Raw genomic sequence first — 14,716 nt, 5'->3', positions numbered from 1 at the left:
CGGCCGCGTCGGCCAGGGAGTTGGAGGATCCGTCGATGGTGCGCACCGTGGTCTGCATCGCCTCGGCCGCCTGGTTCAGGGCGCCGGCCATCTGGCCCAGCTCGTCCTTGCTGCGCACGGGAGCCCGGCCGGTCAGGTCACCGGCGGCCATCCTGGTGAGCACCCCGGCCACCGCGCGGACGGGGGTGACGATCGCCCTGGTGAGGATCACGGCGTTGAACAGGCTCCAGACGATGCCCAGGACCAGCACGAGGATGACGAGGAACCGGGCGGAGTCCACGGTCTCATCGAACCCGGTTCCGGCGGTCAGCTGCTCCTGGGCGTCCTTCAGGGCGGCGTCCAGCTCCGTCTCGTAGGCCTTGCGCAGGTCGCGGTTGGGACCCAGGGCGGCCTCGGTGGCGCCCTGCTCGTCGGTGGCGTAGCGGGTGAACTCGGCGGACACGGCGTCCTGCCAGGCCCCGATCCCCTCGGCGATCTCGTCCACCTGGGTGGTCTGGGCCGGGGAGGCGGCCGCGGCGCGCGCCGCGTCGAGGTTCTCCTCGATCTTCGTGAACCGCTCCGCGAACTCGTCGCTGAACTTCTCCTCGCCGCTGAGCAGGAAGCCCCGCTCGTCGACGGCGGCCGCCTTGGCGGTCGTCGCGACCTGCTGCAGGGCCGAGATGTAGGGGACGGCCTGGCCCAGCTGCCGGTGGTGCTCGTCCTGCAGAGTGCCGATCTTCAGCAGGCCCGTCATGCCGATCGCCACACCCGCCAGCAGCATGACGGCCACCACGATGAAGATTTTCGCCTTGACCGTGCGGTCGATCAGCAATCGCCGCATTCCCCGCCCCTTTCTGATCGCGCCACCCGGTGGCGGCGTCCGTGACATAGTCGTCGGCCCCCCTCATCGGCACGTGCGCGCCGTACATGAGCCGGTGGATCGCCGCCTTGCTCCGCCGTACGGCCCGCGCGATCCGGGTCAGCCGGCCAGCTGCTCGCCCTCGACCAGTTCGAGGTGGGAGTAGGGGTTGGCGGGGCGGCCGCTCCCCACACCGGTCCCCACGCCGTCGGCCAGCAGCCGGTTCAGCTCCCCGGCCGGGACCGGCTTGCTGAACAGGTAGCCCTGGCCCAGCGGGCAGCGCATGTCCCGCAGGAACTCCTCCTGCTCGCTGGTCTCCACCTTCTCCGCGATGGCGGGCAGCTCCAGGCTCTCGCAGAGGCTGAGGATCGCCTTGGTGAAGGCGTGCCGCTGGCGGGAGGCCGCGTCGGTGCCGCGGTCGAGCGTGGTGAAGGCGCCGTCGATCTTGATGACGTCCACCGGCAGGTCCTGGAGGTAGGCCAGGGAGGAGTAGCCGGTCCCGAAGTCGTCGATGGCGATGCGCACCCCGTGCAGGCGCAGCTCGGACAGATAGCCGGTGACCCGGGCGGTCTCCTCGCGCCCCGTGGCCAGCAGCGCGGTCTCGGTGATCTCCAGCACGAGCGCCTCACCGGGCAGGCCGCTGTCCTCCAGCGCCGCCAGGACCGTGGAGACGAACTCCCGCCGGCGCAGCTGGCGCCCGGAGACGTTGACGGTGACCGAGACGCCGTAGCGCTCGTACCAGCGCACCGCGTCGAAGCAGGCCCGGCGCAGCACGTGCGCGCCGATCGGCACGATCAGGCCGGTCTCCTCGGCGGTCGGGATGAACTGGTCCGGAGGCACCACGCCCTCCGGCGACTGCCAGCGCAGCAGCGTCTCCACAGCCTGGATCCTGCCGGTGGCCAGGTCGACCACGGGCTGGTAGTTCAGGACGAACTCCTCGTTCTCCAGGGCACGGCGCAGTCCCTCGGTCACCCGTGCCTGGCCGAGCTGCTCGACGCGCAGCCCGGGGTGGAAAACGCTGATCTGGTTCTTGCCGCCGGACTTGGCCGCGTACAGGGCCAGGTCGGCGTCGCGCAGCACGTCCTGCGCCTCCGACACCTCGGTGATCATGTACAGGCCCACGCTGGTGGTGACGTGGAAGGAGTGCGCGCCCACGACGAAGGCCTGGGCGACCGCCTCGACGACCCGCTCGGCGGTCTCGACCGCCTGCTCGGCGGTCGTGTTCTCCAGGAGGATGGCGAACTCGTCGCCGCCGAGCCGGGCCAGGGTGTCGCTCTCGCGCAGGATCTCCCGCAGCCGCTGACCCGCCTGGATGAGCAGCTGGTCGCCGGCCGGGTGGCCGTAGGTGTCGTTGATGGCCTTGAATCCGTCGAGGTCGAGCATGAGCAGGGCGGCCGTGTCGCCGTGCCGCTGCGTCACCTGCTCCAGCCGGTCCTGGAACAGCGCCCTGTTGCCCAGGCCGGTCAGGTGGTCGTGCATCGCCCGGTGGCTGAGCAGGCTCTGCAGCGCCTGCTGTTCGTCCAGGGCGCGCGACAGCTCGGCGGCCTGCTCGTCCAGGAGCCGGGCGCGCCGGTCGGCCGTGTTGCTGTTGCTGATCAGCCGGAAGACCAGGAAGGCCATCAGCCCGGCGAAGAGGCCCAGCGGAACCGCGAAGTCGGAGGTGTCCACCGCCAGCTCCGCATCAAAGTTGATCATCAGGGAGAACGGGCCCGCGCACGCCATCAGCAGGAAGACGAGGCTGCGCGCGGTGGTCAGGCGGGCGGCGGGGGTCTGCTCCGGCCCGGCCGCCGACGGGTGCAGCGCCGCGGCCGCCATCAGGACGAACCACACCAGCCAGCCCGCGTTGCCGAGCAGGCCGTAGCTCCAGCTCTCGCCGCGCTGGAGCATCAGGGCGTAGGTCACGTCACCGAAGATCATGCCGGCGGAGGCGAGGCCGACCAGGGCGTAGGAGGGGTTGCGCAGGCCGTGGGTGAACCACAGCCGCAGCGCCATGAACGCCACGACCGTGTCGGCCAGCGGGTAGGTCGATGCCATGAGCATCTCCCTGCCCGTCAGCTCCCGGAGCCCGCCGTAGGGGTTGAAGGTCACCGTCCAGTACACGAAGGCCAGTCCCAGGACCACGACCATCGCGTCCATCATCAGCGCGAGGTTCCCGCCCCGGATCGCGTTGCCGGGCAGCCGCACCAGGCCGGCTATCAACGGCAGGTACGTCAGCAGGTAGGCCATGTCGATCAGCGGGGGGACCTGGCCGTCGGAGCCCGTGAAGTACCAGACGGTCCACAGCAGGTCGGCGCCCGCCCACACGGTCATGCCGGTCGCCAGCAGCCACCAGGCGGCGGGTACGGCCGGCCGGCGGGCGCGGATCGCGACGATCATCACGAGCGCCGAGACGGTCTGCAGGGCCGAACGGATGCCCACCCCCGCGTCGCCGGACACGAGCAGCCCGACGGCGGCGACCGCGAGGCCGAGCACGGCCAGGCCCGCCCAGAGCTGAACAGCCGCGCCCGTCCGGCGCCGCCGGTGTCCGACGGGGAGCTCCCCGGACGAGAGGTCTGGCTGCATCGTCTTCTCCCGTGTGGAGGCCATCAGTTGTAGCGGTACAGGTCGTACGAGCGCATGAGCTCGATGAGCTTGGCGGGGTAGGCGGGGTCGGTGGCGTACCCGGCCTTGGCGATCTCCCTGGCGAAGCGGTCGGGGTCGGCGGTGTGGGAGAACGCCGTCCGGTACCGGCTGCTGGAGGCCAGGAAGTTCCCGTGGTCCTTGAAGGAGTCGGCCGGGGAGCGGTAGGTCCGGAACAGCGCGGTGGTCCGATGGCAGCCGCCGGAGTCGCACTCGGTCGTGGGGTGGCGGCGGCAGCCCGTCGCGTAGGGGCCGTGGCCGGCCGAGGAGCACTTGATGCCGAAGTAGTTGCGGTCGGAGACGGCCAGGTCGCTGCGGCCCCAGCCGGACTCCAGGATCGCCTGGGCCAGGGTCACCGAGGCGGGGACGCGCGTCTCCTTCTGGCTGAGCCGCGCCGAAGGGCCGACCTGCGCGAGGAACTGCGCCGGGGTCGCGGGTGCGGGAGCCGGGGCCGGAGCCGGGGCGGCGGCCGGGGCGGGGACCGCGGGGGCGCATCGGGCGACGGCGGAGGGGCGCACGACGTAGGCGTCGGACACGTAGCCGCCGGAGGCCATGCGCAGCCAGGCGGTGGTGGTCCTGCCCCTGCCCTTGACCTTCTGCCCGGAGACGCGGCACTGGACGCGGAAACGGGTGCCGTTGCGGATGGTGTGCAGCCGGCCCGAGGCGTTGGTGGGGGAGCGGCGGACGCTGAGGGCGCCGCCGCCGGTGCGCGCGCGGACCGTGACGGGGGCCGCGGAGGCGGCGAGGGCGGTGGAGGTGGCCGAGGTGGTGACGATGGCCGGAGTCCGGAGCCCGTCGGCGGCCTGCGCCGTTCCGGGGAGGACGCCCGCGTCCGCGACCAGGGAGGAGAAGGTCACGGCACCGGCGATGAGCAGGGAGTTCATCGTTCGGGTCGGGGTGGGCTCGGACATGATTCCGACGGTGCGTCACCGTGGATGCACTCTCGGTTGCCCGGCGGGTGCAGATCCGTTGCCTGCCAGGCCATGACAAGTGAAAGCCTCAGTCACAACCACATGAACAGGGTTGATAACGTTCTGTTTGGGGTGAATCGCTATATGTGACGAAGCTTCAAGGTTCTGGGGAGGGCCGGGGGGCACAGGGGGATCAGGTGGAGGGCACCATGCTGAACAGCGGCGATCACATTGATCACGCGTACTCGTCCCCACCCGACGCCTCCGACGCGACGCGGGCGATCCTCGGTCTCCTGCGAGAACGGCTGCGCGCCACCGACGACTCCGGCGCGGCCGGGGCGGAGGAGACCCTCCTGTCCGGGCTGCGTAGCGTGCCCGGAATCCTGCGCGCCGAACTGCGGGCCGCCGACTCCACCCCGCCGCCGGACGGGGAACGTTTCTGGCCCGCCGGTCCCGGCCGGCTGCTCGTGGCGACGCTGGAGCGCGGCTACGAGGGCAGCATGGTCATGGAGGCGCTCGCCTGCCTGGCCGCGTCGCTGGAGGCGATCTGGCACCGGGACGCCGAGTCCCGCGCCGGGTCAGTTCCCGAGGACGTCGCGCTGACCAAGGCGAAGACCGAGTTCATCGGCACGGTCGTCCACGACCTGGCCACTCCCATCACACCGATCCTGGCCTACGCCGGCCTGCTGTCCGACCCGGACACCGGGCCGCTCAGCCCCGAGCAGCGCGAGTTCGTGAAAGTGATCGAGCGCAACGCGGTACGGCTGTCCGACCTGCTCAACGACCTGCCGCTGCTGGCCGACCCCGCCACGCCGGAGCCGGAGATGCGGCGGGAGCGGGTGGACCCGATGGAGCTCATCCGCGACATGGTCACCCAGGTCAGGCCCGGCGCCCTGCACGCCGGGATCACCCTGCGCTACCAGGCACGTCCCGGTCCCGCGCTGAGCTGCAACGCGATCCGCATCCGCCGCATGTTCGACATCCTGCTGACGGCGGCGATCACCCGTTCCTCGCCCGGCGACTCCGTCATGGTCGAGGCCCGCCCCACCGTCGACGGCTGGTCCATCGAGATCGACTGCCGGCCCGGCGGCGACAGCCAGGCGGAGCACGCCGGCAAGCCGGCGGGGGAGCAGTCCTGGCCGCGGATCGGCATGGCCAGGGCCATCGCCGGCATGCACGGCGGCACACTGCACATCACCGACGAGGGGACGAAGGGGTCGGTGATCAGGGTGGAGCTGCCCTGGGAACCGGTCCGTGACCGGAGGGAAGCACCTTGAGCAAGTTGCTGGTCGTCGAAGACGATGCCGACACGCTGACGGCCATCCAGGTACTCCTCGGCCACGGCGGGCACGAGGTCATCCCCGCCACGGACGGCCGCAGTGGGTTGCGGCTGCTGCACGAGACCAAGCCGGACGTGCTGATCCTCGACATCGGCCTGCCCGTCATGGACGGCTGGCAGGTGCTGGAACGGGTCAGGGACATCAGCGACTTGCCCATCCTGATCCTCACCGGCCGGGGCCAGGAGCGGGAGAAGGTGCGGGGCCTGCGCGCGGGCGCCGACGACTATCTCGTCAAGCCGTTCTCCCGGGCCGAGCTCACCGCCCGGGTGGAGGCGCTGCTGCGCCGCTCGGGCGCGGCGACCTGGGCCGAGGACGTCTACGACGACGGAGTCGTCCGGGTGGAGCCGTCGACCCGCTCGGTTTTCGTGGAGGGCCAGGACGTCCATCTGACGCCGACCGAGTTCCGCCTGCTCAACACGCTCGTACGGCACGCCGGCAACGTTCTCAGCTCCTCCCAGCTGCTCTCCCTGGTGTGGGACGACCCGACCGGGCTGAGCCCCGAGCGGGTGAAGTTCGCGGTCCTGCGCCTGCGCCGCCGGATCGGCGCCGACGCGGCCAGCTCTCCCATCGAGGCGGTCCGCGGTGTGGGGTACCGCTACCGCCCCCCGGCCCAGCGCCAAGGCGGACGTAACGCCGTCTCCGCCCGGCGCTGACCCGGTCTCCCCTCCGCCCGGCGTGATCCGCGCCGGGCCTTCCCACGGCCTCTGCTACCGCGCTGCAACCGTCTCAGACCCCAACTCCAAATCCCGGCTGCCGATCCTCTCCTAGAGGAACGGCCGCAGTGCCGCTCCTTCCCGGACCGGCGACTCTCTCTCGCCAGGCGGGCGAGGTGAACGAGGAGTCGCAGGGTGAGGAGTCGCTTCGGCCGGATGTTCCCGGTAGCTCTGTCGGGATTCGCGGCCTCCGCCGTACTGGTCACCTCGGTGGCCTGGAGCGTCGATGAGCTGCTGCCCGGCGCCGCGGCCTCTCCTGCCGGCACCGGCACGGTCGCCGCGTTCGCGGCCGGCGCCGCGTCCGACACCGACGGCCTGCGGGTGACGGTGGACGCCTTCTACCCCGACGGCCACACCGAGTCCTGGTCCGAGCACGCCGGACACGCCGAGCCCGTCGAGGCCGCCGAGGCCGCGGCGCTGAAGAAGGCCAAGAAGACCTCCTGGGGCACCAAGAAGACCGCCGGCAAGGCGACGAAGTCCAAGGCCCTGGCCGCCACGGCCTCGCGCGCGCAGTGCCGCGACGGCGCCTACACGCTCGCCGGATGGCGGGTCAACGGAAACCTGCGCTGGTACTACAACGCCTCCGGCGCCCCCTCCACCGTCTCGCGCACGGCGCTGACCTCGATCAAGGCCGCGGCGCAGACGCTGGTCGGCGCCCAGAACCAGTGCGGCCTGCGCGGCCCGTTCAAGGTGGCCCAGCAGTACCGGGGCGCCACCAAGCTCGTGCCCGCGGTCACCGCCACCTCCAAGTCCACCTCCTGCGGCAAGAACGACAACTACAGCACGGTCGGCTGGAAGCGCATGACCACCAGCGCCCTGGCGGTCACCTGCACCTGGTGGACCAGCGACCGCAAGGTCGTCTCCGCCGACATCGCCATCAACAGCAAGTACCGCTGGTTCACCTCCAAGCCCGCCCGCTGCTCGTCCACCTTCGACCTGCGCTCGGTGCTGACCCACGAGTGGGGCCACGCCTACGGCCTGAACCACGTCTCGCCCACGACGCACGGCACCCAGGTCATGGCCTCCACCATCAAGTCCTGCACCTCGGTCAACACCCTCGGCGCCGGTGACTACAGCGCCATGCGCAAGCTGTACGGCCTGCGCTGACCCGGCCGCCTCAGCCCCCGGCCCCGCCGGAGCCCGCCGCCTCCGCCCGGTCGGCGGTGCACGTCGGGATCCGCATCGTCACCGTCGTCCCCTCTCCTTCCGCCGACTGCAGGTCGAAGGTGCCGGAGTGGTTGGCCACGATGCTGCGCACGATGGACAGCCCGAGCCCGGTGCCGGGGATCGACAGCTCGGTGGCGTTGGAGGCGCGGAAGAACCGGGTGGACAGCCGCGGCATCTCCTCCTTCGGGATGCCGATCCCGGTGTCGGCGATGCGGATCACCGCGTGCCGGTCCTCGACGACGACCTCCACCTGCACGTTCCCGCCGGCGCGGGTGAACTTCACCGCGTTGGACAGCAGGTTGACCATCGCGCGGTCGAGCTGGTTGGAGTCCCCCTCGACCATGATCGGATCGTCGTCGCAGTCGAAGGTCATCTCCACCCCCGCCTTGGCGGCGGCGGGCCGTATCGAGGTGACGGCCGCATCGACCACGGCGCACAGGTCCGTCTGCTGGCGGACGGTGCGGAAGGCCCCCGACTCGATGCGCGACAGCGTCAGCAGGTCCTCGATGAGCAGGCGCAGGCGCTGGGTGTTGCGCTCGATCGCGTCGAGCATGCGGTCCTGGGCGGGGTTGACCTCGCCCGCCTCCTCGTCGCGCAGGATCTCCAGGTATCCGGCGATGCTGGTCAGCGGTGAGCGCAGCTCGTGGGAGACGGTGGACATGAAGTCGGTCTTGGCCGAGTCCAGGGCCCGCAGCTCCTCCACCAGCTCCCGCTCCCGGGTGTACAGGCGCGCCTGGTCCAGGCCGCGGCCCAGGTCGGTCCCGACGACCTTGACCGCCTCGATCTCGTCGGTGTCCCACGGCCCCCTGGCGACGGGACGCGTGAGCAGGATGCCGCCGAGCACCTGCTTGCCCACGCCGAAGGGGACGAGCAGGAACTCCATGTCCCCGAGTCCGCCCAGCGCCTGCGCGGCGGGCCCCGGAACGTAGCCGGGCGGGTCCTGGGTGCGCCCGGACGGGGTGCGGTCCTGCAGATACAGCTGCTCGACCGATCCGGCGGGGATCGGGGGGAAACGCGTGCCGTCCTTGATGACCTGCCCGTTGGACCACTCCATGTCGGCCGGGCCGATCATGCCGTCGTGGACGAGCTGGACGAACACCCGGTCGGCGGGGAGCTTGGACCCCAGGGCGGCCACCGCCTCCTTCAGGACGGACTCGGCGTCGAGGGTCTGGCGGATGCGCGCGGCGGTCTCGTGCGCCACCTTGGCCAGGCGGGCGCGTTCGCGCTCCGCGGCGCGCAGCCGGTCGCTCTCGTCGGCCAGCATGTTGATCGCGCCGCCCAGCCGCTGGATCTCGGCCGGTCCGGCCAGCGACGGCGGCACCCGTGCCTGGTGCTCGCCCGCGGCCAGCCGTCCCAGGGTGCCTCCCATGGCCGACAGGGGCGGCACCAGCGCCCGGTAGGTGCGTATCGAGGTGATGAGGGCCGCCGCCCCGGCGATCAGGGCGAAGGCGACGACCGTGATCATCCCCCACCGGCGGTTGCGGTCGCTCTGCTGGTCGAGCGCGACGGTCCTGCGCGTGAGCTGGGTCTCCAGGGCGTCGTGGGCGCGCAGGATCTCCTCGTAGCGCAGCCGGCTGCCCTCGGCGTACTGCGGAACCTCGGGCTCTCCCGGCTTCAGCTGCTCGGCCTGGGAGGCGTACGCGAACCAAGCGATGACCTTGGTCTGGAGGTCCTGGATCAGCCTGCTCTCCTCGGGGCGGTCGTCCCGTGACAGCAGGGCGTCCAGGTACGGCCGGTAGGTCGCGCGCGCCTCCAGGTAGGTGGTCTTGGGCTGGTCGTAGAACAGGTAGTTGCGCAGGCCCCGGGTGGCGTCGCCCATCGTCGAGCGCAGTTTGAGGTTGTTCAGCCGCAGGGGGAGGTTGTGGTCGATGAGCTGGTTGAGCGCGTTGCCCTGCCGTACCGACTCCACCGTCGCCACGGCCCCCGACAGCAGGACGAGAGCGACGAGCAGCCCGAAGGCACGGCGTAGGACGCTTGCGACGCTGCGCTTCAGCCACGTCATCCCCTGTTTCCCCCCGTGGACCGTCCTGGCGTCGAGAACCCCTCTCGCGTCATTACCCCCCAGACCTGCTTCGTACGGCGAAGTGCAGCAAAGATGCCCTGCAATCCCCACCAGGCGTTGAACTGCCGATATCCGAAGTTCTCGGCGACCGACGCCACCGCGGCGACGCCCAGGTCCCGCCAGCTGTTGTAGCGGCGGAAGGCGTACTCCTCCACGGCCAGCGCCACGAAGCCGACGAGGACCGCGTAGCCGTAGGAGGCCAGCAGCAGCGCGAGGGCGAACTCCACGTTGATGGCGTCCGCCCACAGCGCGATCGGAACCAGGGCCAGCCCGCCCAGGTTCACCACCGGCGCGAGCAGCTCGAACAGGACGAAGTACGGCAGGGTCAGCATCCCGATGCGCCCGTACCGGGGATTGCCGATCATCTTGCGGTGCCGCCACAGCAGCTCGGCCAGCCCGCGCGACCAGCGTCGGCGCTGCCGGGCCAGCACGGCCATCGAGGACGGGGCCTCGGTCCAGGAGACCGGCTCGGAGACGAAGACGATCCGGTAGTCGCGCCGTTGTTCCCGCAGGTGCCGATGGAAGCGCGCGACCATCTCGGCGTCCTCGCCGATGGTGTCGGGGTCGAAACCGCCCACCTCGATGAGGACGTCCCGGCGGAAGAGCCCGAAGGCCCCGGAGATGACGAGCAGGCCGCCCAGGCGCGACCATCCGGTACGGCCCAGCAGGAAGGCCCGCAGGTACTCGATCACCTGGATGCGGACCAGCCAGGAACGCGGCATGTTCACCTTGGCGACTCGCCCGCCGACGACCTCGCAGCCGTTGGCGATCCGCACGACCCCGCCGGTGGCCACCACGTTCAGCGGGTCGTCGGCGAACGGCCTGGCCACCTGGAGCAGCGCCGAGGAGTCGAGCAGGGAGTCGGCGTCCACGATGCACACCAGAGGGTGCCGTGCCAGGTTGATGCCGACGTTGTTGGCGTCGGCGCGACCGCTGTTGGTCTTGCGGACCACCAGCAGGGAGGCCGAGCCGTCGGCGGGCACGTGCGTGGACAGCACCTTGCCGCGCATGGGCAGGTCGTCGGGGATGACCCGCGGCACCTCGACCAGGTTGTGCTCGGCGCGGAGCCGTTCGAACGTCCCGTCCTTGGAACCGTCGTCGACGACGACGACCTCGAAGGTGGGGTAGCGCATCGACATCATCGCCCGGACGGACTCGGCGATGCCCGCCTCCTCGTTGTAGGCGGCCATGATCACGCTGATGGCCGGGGTGAGGGGGTTGGCGTAGGTGTCCTCCTGGCTGAAGAAGCGCAGTCTGCGATGGCTGTCGATGGCGTCCCAGGTGGCCAGGAAGATCAGCATCAGGTAGCTGGTGTTGATCGCCACCGAGTAGACCAGGATGATGGCGCTGATCACCATCAGCGTCCACTGCGCGCCCGCCCGGATCGCGTCCACGATCTCATCGACACTCTGACCGGCCGCCCCCGCGGCCCCTGCCAGGACGCCGGGCACGTCCGTCGTCCCGAGGCCGGCGAGGACGCCGGCGGCGGTCGCGCTCACCGCGACGGGGACGCCGGCAGCCTCGGCATGTGGCCGGCCTGGAGATCCTGGATGGCGAGGGCCTCCCACGCGTGGTCGGCGGCCGACGTGCCCGCCCGCTCGGTGAGCGTCTCGGTCAGGGCCGCCGTCGCGGGCCCGCCCAGGCGGGCCAGGGACAGCGCGGCGTTGTGCGCGACCTGGTACCGGGGGTCGGCCAGGAGCTCCTGCAGCGTCGGCACGGCCCGGGGGGAGCCAAGGTCGCCCAGCGCGGCCGCGGCCTCGACCCGCACGGCGTGGGGGTGGCCGGGCCCGGTGGCGTGCAGGAGCGCGTCCAGGCACACGGGCGTGCCCAGCCGGCCGAGCGCGCGGGCCGCACGCACCCGGACATCGGTCGAGGCGTCCCCGGCCAGCACCCTGACCAGGACCTTGGCGGTCTCCACGGCGCCGATGAGCCCGAGCACCTCGACGGCGACGGCCCGTTGAGCGGGGTCGTCGTAGGACAGCGCCTTCACCAGTGCCGGCCGGGCTCCCGAGCCGAGCCGGATCAGCGCCTGGGCCACCAGCTGGAAGGGCACCCGGCCGCCGGCCATGGAGGAGATGATCGGGCCGGCCGCTCCGGCCGCGCCGACCTGGCCCAGGGCCCGCACGGCCGCGGCCCGGACCTCGGGGTTGCGGTCCGACAACATCCGGACCAGGGGGAAGGCCGCCTCGGCGTGGCCCAGCAGGCCGAGCACGTGGGCCGCGACGGCCCGTCGTACCGCACCGAGGCCGGACAGGTCGCGCGACGCGGTGCGGGCGAGGCCGCGCTGCTCCAGCAGCCGGACCAGCGCGACGCGGGCGTTGCCGCTGACCTTGCCGAGCATGGAGATGGCGCTGGGCTCCAGCGTGCGCCAGACGCGCTCGTCGAGCGCCGCCAGCAGGAGCAGCGGCTCGCTCAGCTCCTCGTCGTTGTCGCCGCCGATGAGCTCCATCAGCAGGGGCCGGACGTCCGCCGACAGCCGGGCGTCGCGGCGCTCCCGGTGGCGGTTCAGCGCCCGGCCCGTGATGATGACCAGGCCCAGCAGGACCACCGCGACGGCCAGTACGGCGATCGAGAGTGAGACGAGCTGGGCGCTGTTCAAGCTCGGGTCCTGGCCAGCACGGAGTGCACGCGGTCGGCCAGCACCCGCGGGCTGAACGGCTTGACGATGTAGTCGTCGGCCCCGGCGGTCAGTCCCGTCTCGACGTCGCTCTCCTGGGCGCGCGCGGTGAGCAGGATGATCGGCAGACCGGCGGTCACCGGATCCTGCCGCAGCGCCCTGCACACGTCGATGCCCGACATGCCTGGCATCATGACGTCCAGCAGGACGATCTCGGGAGATTGTTCATGGGCCAGCTTCAGGGCCGACAGGCCGTCTCCCACCGCGATGACGGTGTGACCGGTCTGCTCGAGCTTGAAGATGATCAGGTCCCGGATGTCGGCGTCGTCTTCTGCGACGAGAACGGTGGCCATCGCGTCACTCCACCTCCCACAGTGAGTCCACGGCTTTCTTGACGTCGGCGCGCCGGAACGGCTTGGGGAGTACGGCGTCGGCGTTGATGTCCAGGAGATCCTCCATGTCCAGGACCGAGGTCACGACGATCCTGCAGTTGCGGGTCCGGGGATCGGCACGCAGCACCCGCGTCACCTCACGGCCGTCGACTCCGGGCAACCGGATGTCCAGGACGACCAGGTCCGGAGGGTCGTTGACGGCCAGAGTCAGCCCGAGCTCGCCGGTGGTGGCGGTCTGCACCTGACACCCCAGCCCGTCGAGGTGACGTTTCAAAAGATCGAGGACGTCCTGTTCATCTTCGATCACGAGCACCCGAGGCTGCGCCACCGCCCACCATCCGATCTCCACCCCATGATCGGGATCGCCCCCTGAGGAGATCCGGACCCCCATGCCCGGACACCCCGTTTCGGAATGTTACCAACCGAATCCAATGCGTGGTCATTCGGCGCGCATGGGTGATCGCTCCTGAAAAGCACCCGGTCGGCAACTTCAGTCGGCCCCGCGATTGCCGAATGTCGGAGTGGCGACCTGTATCCCGGGCCCGGAACGCCGCGGGCCAGCGGTTCGATCGCCCAGTCAAGGGATTGACACCAGATTTCTCAACGGATTGAGGAGACACCGCTATGACGGATTTCGATGTGATCGCCCAAGGGGTCGATCCACGATGGGTACGCGACCTGCGCGCGTCCGCGCTGCAGTACGAGGAAGAGCGCCACAAGGTCCGCTCTTCCTGGATTCCGGACTCGGTCGACGACGAGACGTGGTTTGAGCTTTATCTCATGGCCACCGCCGTCGAGCAGGACATCGCCCTCATCTGAGGCGTGATCACCATGCCTGATGACAACGACCGTGTCCTGATGACACGCATTTCCCCGGACCCCGGCGCGGGTCCCATGGCGCTGCTGAGCCGCCGCCGCTTCGCGGGCAGTCCCGAGCAGGTCCGTCATGCCAGGCGTTTCGTGGAGCTGGCCGTGGGCGAGTGCTCCGCGACCGAGTACGCGGTTCTGCTCACCTCCGAGCTCGCCAGCAACGCCGTACGGCACACCGAGAGTGGAAACGGCGGATCCTTCGAGGTCAGCGTGTATGTCGGTGACTCCCGCCTGCGGGTGGAGGTGGCCGACGAGGGCAGTACGCGCACGGCCCCCGAGGCACGGCTGATCGACCTCGACGAGGAGCAGCTCCCGGGCGGCCGCGGCATCGCCATCGTGGACCTGTGCGCGGCCTGCTGGGGCCACTCCGGCGACGACTCGGGAAGGGTCGTCTGGTTCGAGTTGACCCGCGACGGATCCGTCGCCGGGGAGGACAGCCTCGACCTGCCGAAAGGCGCCTGAAAAACGCGACGCCGCGTCCCGGGGCCGGGACGCGGCGCCTTCAGTTTCCGCTCGATCGTGCCGATTGGATGTACGGCCGCCGCGAGGCGTGCTCTGTCTGCATGCCTTGTCTACGTGAGGAACCGTGATGCACAGCCTGCGCAACCTGGGCGTCGGGAAACGCCTGGGCCTGTCGTTCTCCCTGGTGACCCTGCTCATCGTCGTCGCCGTCGCCGTCGGCCAGTGGGGGCTGGTCCGCCAGCACGACATCGACGTGCGCATGGGCCAGCTGGAGCAGGTCGAGGACGACATCCAGACCTTCGCCTACCACGTCGCCGACGTGACCGGCTGGCAGGGACTCGTGGTGGCCGACGCCGGGGTCTACGGGGGCAAGGCCGCCACCGCGCCCGACTCGATGAACCGCGAGGGCGAGCTGGAGAGCAAGAAGGCCCTGTACGAGGCGATCGACGCCACCCACGTCGAGTACCTGACCGAAGCCGAGAAGGCCCAGTTCGACAAGCTCAAGCCCGCCTGGGACACGTTCTTCGTCGAGGACGACAAGATCATGGCGCAGCTCGCCGAGGGCACCCTCGAGGCGCGGACGAAGGCGCTGGAGAACATCAACGGCGGCCCGGCCAGCGACGCCTGGGCCGTGGGCCTGGATGTCAGCCAGGCGCTGAAGCAGTCCCTCAGCCAGCGCATCGCCGCCCTGGAGAAGGAGGCCGTCAGCGTCGAGGAGGGCAGCC

The 14,716-nt window shown here is 70.8% G+C and carries 14 protein-coding genes; 6 read left to right on the top strand and 8 right to left on the bottom strand.

All coding sequences use genetic code 11. The features are described 5' to 3' along the window. The 3 genes from Psi01_RS42030 to gsmA all read right to left on the bottom strand — a co-directional run. On the bottom strand, positions 1 to 820 hold an 820-nt coding region (locus tag Psi01_RS42030), incomplete at its 3' end, for a HAMP domain-containing protein (protein WP_204069798.1). Between the two features lie 138 nt (positions 821 to 958). Next, positions 959 to 3,400, bottom strand: coding sequence for a putative bifunctional diguanylate cyclase/phosphodiesterase (locus Psi01_RS42025; protein WP_204069797.1), 2,442 nt, complete (start codon positions 3,398 to 3,400; stop codon positions 959 to 961). 23 nt (positions 3,401 to 3,423) lie between these two features. Next, positions 3,424 to 4,368 (bottom strand): sporangiospore maturation cell wall hydrolase GsmA, encoded by a 945-nt coding sequence (gene gsmA / locus Psi01_RS42020; protein ID WP_204069796.1) that lies wholly within the window; start codon positions 4,366 to 4,368, stop codon positions 3,424 to 3,426. A gap of 209 nt (positions 4,369 to 4,577) precedes the next feature. Between gsmA and Psi01_RS42015 the strand changes: the two genes are divergently transcribed. The 3 genes from Psi01_RS42015 (at position 4,578) to Psi01_RS42005 (ending at position 7,528) form a co-directional block, all read left to right on the top strand. Further along, a complete protein-coding gene (locus Psi01_RS42015; protein WP_204069795.1) occupies positions 4,578 to 5,645 on the top strand; it encodes a sensor histidine kinase in 1,068 nt (355 codons plus the stop codon). Beyond that, positions 5,642 to 6,361, top strand: coding sequence for a response regulator transcription factor (locus tag Psi01_RS42010; RefSeq protein ID WP_204069794.1), 720 nt, complete (start codon positions 5,642 to 5,644; stop codon positions 6,359 to 6,361). The genes Psi01_RS42015 and Psi01_RS42010 overlap by 4 nt, the downstream gene beginning before the upstream one ends. 216 nt (positions 6,362 to 6,577) lie before the next feature. Beyond that, entirely contained in the window at positions 6,578 to 7,528 is a 951-nt protein-coding gene (locus Psi01_RS42005) for a matrixin family metalloprotease (protein WP_204069793.1), read from the top strand. A 10-nt stretch (positions 7,529 to 7,538) separates the two neighbouring features. On the opposite strand, the gene Psi01_RS42000 is transcribed toward Psi01_RS42005, so the two are convergent. The 5 genes from Psi01_RS42000 to Psi01_RS41980 are packed head-to-tail and all read right to left on the bottom strand — an operon-like array spanning position 7,539 to position 12,966. Beyond that, positions 7,539 to 9,590: a sensor histidine kinase gene (locus Psi01_RS42000; protein ID WP_204069792.1), complete on the bottom strand. Its 2,052-nt coding sequence runs from the start codon at positions 9,588 to 9,590 to the stop codon at positions 7,539 to 7,541. Continuing rightward, on the bottom strand, positions 9,587 to 11,149 hold the full coding sequence (locus Psi01_RS41995) for a glycosyltransferase family 2 protein (protein WP_204069791.1): 1,563 nt from the start codon (positions 11,147 to 11,149) through the stop codon (positions 9,587 to 9,589). The genes Psi01_RS42000 and Psi01_RS41995 overlap by 4 nt, the downstream gene beginning before the upstream one ends. Beyond that, the gene (locus tag Psi01_RS41990) at positions 11,146 to 12,249 is read right to left on the bottom strand and encodes a HEAT repeat domain-containing protein (RefSeq protein WP_204069790.1); all 1,104 of its coding nucleotides are present in this window, start codon (positions 12,247 to 12,249) and stop codon (positions 11,146 to 11,148) included. Before Psi01_RS41990 ends, Psi01_RS41995 begins: the two co-directional genes overlap by 4 nt. Beyond that, the gene (locus Psi01_RS41985; RefSeq protein ID WP_204069789.1) at positions 12,246 to 12,620 is read right to left on the bottom strand and encodes a response regulator transcription factor; all 375 of its coding nucleotides are present in this window, start codon (positions 12,618 to 12,620) and stop codon (positions 12,246 to 12,248) included. The genes Psi01_RS41990 and Psi01_RS41985 overlap by 4 nt, the downstream gene beginning before the upstream one ends. 4 nt (positions 12,621 to 12,624) lie before the next feature. Further along, a complete protein-coding gene (locus Psi01_RS41980; RefSeq protein WP_204069788.1) occupies positions 12,625 to 12,966 on the bottom strand; it encodes a response regulator in 342 nt (113 codons plus the stop codon). A 317-nt stretch (positions 12,967 to 13,283) separates the two neighbouring features. On the opposite strand from Psi01_RS41980, the gene Psi01_RS41975 reads away from it, so the two are divergent. The 3 genes from Psi01_RS41975 to Psi01_RS41965 form a co-directional block, all read left to right on the top strand. After that, on the top strand, positions 13,284 to 13,478 hold the full coding sequence (locus Psi01_RS41975; protein ID WP_204069787.1) for a hypothetical protein: 195 nt from the start codon (positions 13,284 to 13,286) through the stop codon (positions 13,476 to 13,478). Between the two features lie 39 nt (positions 13,479 to 13,517). Beyond that, on the top strand, positions 13,518 to 13,991 hold the full coding sequence (locus Psi01_RS41970) for an ATP-binding protein (protein WP_239128436.1): 474 nt from the start codon (positions 13,518 to 13,520) through the stop codon (positions 13,989 to 13,991). A 127-nt stretch (positions 13,992 to 14,118) separates the two neighbouring features. After that, the coding region (locus Psi01_RS41965; RefSeq protein WP_204069786.1) for an MCP four helix bundle domain-containing protein at positions 14,119 to 14,716 on the top strand (598 nt) is incomplete at its 3' end.

The sequence above is a fragment of the Paraplanobispora siamensis genome, assembly GCF_016863175.1.
Lineage (GTDB): Bacteria > Actinomycetota > Actinomycetes > Streptosporangiales > Streptosporangiaceae > Planobispora > Planobispora siamensis.
This window is presented reverse-complemented; position numbering and strand designations above follow the sequence as displayed.